The sequence below is a fragment of the Marinobacter sp. genome (genome assembly GCF_046484525.1).
Taxonomy (GTDB): Bacteria; Pseudomonadota; Gammaproteobacteria; order Pseudomonadales; family Oleiphilaceae; genus Marinobacter.
This window is the reverse complement of the sequence record NZ_JAWOIS010000033.1, coordinates 1-3,588: the sequence shown is the minus strand read 5'-3', so window position 1 is coordinate 3,588 and position 3,588 is coordinate 1. Positions and strand designations below refer to the sequence as shown.

Genomic DNA, 3,588 nt, shown 5'->3' with positions numbered 1-3,588 from the left:
CGGATCGGCCATGAAGTCATTGTCAGCTTTCTGGACGGGGATCCTGACCAACCCATCATCACGGGCCGAACCCACCACGCCACTAACACACCACCGTATTCACTGCCGGAGCATAAGACCCGCACCACCCTGAAAACCAAAACCCACAAGGGCGAGGGCAGCAATGAGCTGAGATTTGAGGACGAGGCCGGAGAAGAACAGATCTATTTTCATGCCCAGAAAGACCTGGATCTGCTGACCGAGCATAACCGCACCGAGGTCATAAAAAACGACAGTCACCGAACCGTGGAGGGGCAGTACTACAGCCATGTGAAAGGCAAAGAACACTGCACCACCAATGGGGAAAAACGGGTGTCCATAGGGGCCGACTGCAGCCAGACCACAACCGGCACTTTCCACCAGAAAACCGGCCAGGTGATGGCCTCCGAAGCCGGTACTGAAATTCACCACAAGGCCGGCGCCAAGGTCGTCCTGGATGCCGGAGCGGAGCTCACCATTGCCGGCGGCGGCAGTTTCATCAAGCTGGATGCCAGTGGCGTGACTCTCAGTGGGCCGGGAATTAAGATCAATTCCGGGGGCGCTCCGGGAAGGGGCTCCGGCCAATCTGCGGGCGTCCCCGAGCTGCCCCGGCTGCTTGAGGGTGTTCCACCGGAATCGGTAAGTCCTGCAACACTGGCGACCGTGGATCAGCGCCAGACGGCCGGCCCGGATAACGTCGTCCATGACGGATATAAAACGCCGGAAAGGATGTTGATCGTGGACGTTATCGGTGGTCAATCGGCACCAGAAGAAGTCACCGTTGAAACCATTTCGGATAAGGGGTCAAAGGAATGACCGATTTTGCGAATTTCACCGATGAGAGCCTGGGCCAGTCCCTGCGCCGGCGTGCAAAGTATGATGACAACGAACCAGGAAATCTGGTTCTGAAGGTCCCCACCCGGGCCGGCGGCCATCTGACCCTTCCGCTGGTGGAGCGTGCCCGTTCCAACATCGAGCAGGAGGAGTATCAGGAAAACACCCTCCTGAGAATGAAACCCCTGGCCGAAATCCAGAGCAACCTGCCGGTGAAATCCGGTGGCCTGACCTTCCATACCGGACGAAGCGTGGCTCTCCTGAGACCCGGCTACCTCTACGTCTTTTGGGGCAACACCCTGTGGCGGGAACTCGAGATCAATGCCGAAGGCATGATGAGCGACGTTGATGTGCAATCGGCGCTTATTGAATGGGAGACTAAGCCCTCCGAAACCTTCCGCGCCCGGCCTGCTATAGGTGAATGGCAGCACGACATCCTGGTCCCGGCCATGTTGCAGGGGCAGGCCGTTATCCAGGACATCCGCGTCGCCTACAGCGAAGTGCAGTGGGATTGGCAGTATGTCCGCCGGCTGGAGCAGAACTCAACAGCACTGAGGACCAGGACAACCAACATAGACCATGCCTGGCCCGCGGCCTTTGTCGATGATATCAACTTTGCCCGCGGCTACCCCGCATCGCCGATTCAGCACGTGGATGGCCTTCGGGCGAGGGATCTCGGCATTGAGTTGATGTTGGAGAATCCCAGTGATTTTAAGGAGGGATTTGAGGGGGCTGGTGAGGGTGAGCTTTGCGTAAAACTCGCTGATCGGATAAAGCAAGGCGAGGAGGAATCCAGCGCCGCGATTGATCTCGAATTGAAGTGTGACGCAGGAGAGGATCTGATTGCTGAACTTCGCGAACAAAAAGGCCTCGTCGGGATAGCTATTCCAGACCCCATTTTTAGACTCCGCCATTCTCTTGCGCAGCTACACCTTGGTCTGCATTACCTGGATGCTGTGGATATTTCGATCCAGGGCAATCCGATAGTTCATTCTGCGATGCTGATTCGCCAGGCCATTTTCGACCCTAAACCGGATGGTAGTCCTTCCAACTTGTCCCGTTATGCAAGTGCCATCGACCGACAAAAACTGGATAAGGTGCTGGATACCGAGGAAAAAGAACATGCCATTCGCGTGATAGAGAAGCATGTTGCGCTGGCTCGTAATTTGCTGACCGAACCAACCTTAGCTGCCGCCCTGGATGACTATCGGCAATGCCGTGACCAAGCCATCTGCGAAGCTTATCTGCTTGCGACCGATCTCATGAATGTACTTCAACAGGTCCCGGGCGTTGTAAAGGCGCAAGGAAAGTCCTGTGACGAGGGCATATACGCCACCCTGAAAGAGTGGATAACTGATGAACAATTCCTTGAGGCTTGGGCACCCCAGGAGATCACTGGTGCGGGGGATGAGTCCGAGCCCGGAACAATATCGCCGTACCAGACCCTTGCAGAGTTAGTGCAGAGTCAGACCGAAATCGATGAGGCCTTGCTGGATCGGCTTAATCTGCAATCCCTTGTGTACCTCGAAAAACAGATTAGCGAGAGGGATTCGGGCGATAGCACACTGAAAGATCTCTCCAATGCCGGCAAAGTAGGTGGGCTTATTTCTGGCTCACTAAGCGAATGGAGTGCCGCTGTTTTGACTGTGTCCAGGCGCCTGATTGAACAGGGTGCCGTTGAGCAGATTGAACTACAGCGCGTGATGCAGGCGGCTGCATCCAATATGGTGCTCGCGGACCCTGATCTCGCTGGTATCCGGGTTATGGATAGGGCACGTGCTGTCAGCGAGGGCACAATCCTCGGCGTTCAGGGTAACGGGCTGAATCGCGGGCTGACGGAGTTTGATCGCACCGAAGGGGTGCTGACTCGGAAGAACGATTATCTATACGCAGATCTGTTTGATGAGTCCGGGCAGGTGATGGCTTCCACCAGCCCCGCACGTGCATCGAGTGAATTTGAGGAAGCGATCAACAAAGTGGCTGCCGGTACTATGGTTTTCTACGTTGCCGAGGGCCATGAAGAAGCGAAAAAGCTGAGTTTGGTGAAAGTGGATTTTGCAAAGCGAGTAGGGCGTGTGGTTGATGGTCCGGTCGTTTCTCGTGGGTTGGTGGCTTTGGCGGCTTTTAATGTGTTTTTGGAGACGAGAAACGCCGTGAGGGTGCTGCGTGGCGAAGAGGGAAATCTTTTACTAGCGACAAGCAAAGCCACAGGTGCTTTTGTCGATCTCACGGCAGCATATTTGAAATTAGAAGCCACCTTGGGAGAGATGTTTGGCCATAAAACACCAAGCTATAGATTTGCGACACGCCCTTTGTTCGACATGAAGGACTGGTTTTTTATCGGGCGACGTTTAGAAAAACTCAGAGTTTCTACTTTGGTTCGGACTGTGGGCCTGGCAAGTTTTATAGCAGGAGGTATCGGAGTTGGCCTGAGTTATTGGGATATGCGAATCAGCTTTTCTCAAAAAGACTTCGATGCTGCGGCCGGTCACGGAATCGCCATGACTGGAGGGCTGGTATTTTTGGCTTCTCCGCTGCTGACGAATTTGCTCACAATTCCTGGTTGGGGTTGGGCTTTGTTTGGAATGGCCGCTGTACTGGGTGGAACTTTGTATGCAGGCCAGGTTTCCGATGACTCGTTCGAACAGTTGTTAAAACATGGCCCCCTTGGGCACTATCCAGATACTTCGAAAACTCGGAATGAAGATAGAGCCTACTACGGTCAGCTACTTTCTC

Annotated in this window: 2 protein-coding genes; both read left to right on the top strand. The window is 54.6% G+C overall.

Features of this window, described 5'->3' with window-relative positions:
• The coding region (locus R6W86_RS07370; protein ID WP_410328726.1) for a bacteriophage T4 gp5 trimerisation domain-containing protein at positions 1–834 on the top strand (834 nt) is incomplete at its 5' end.
• Positions 831–3,588: toxin VasX (locus R6W86_RS07365; protein WP_410328725.1), on the top strand; the 2,758-nt coding region annotated here is incomplete at its 3' end. The genes R6W86_RS07370 and R6W86_RS07365, both read left to right, overlap by 4 nt.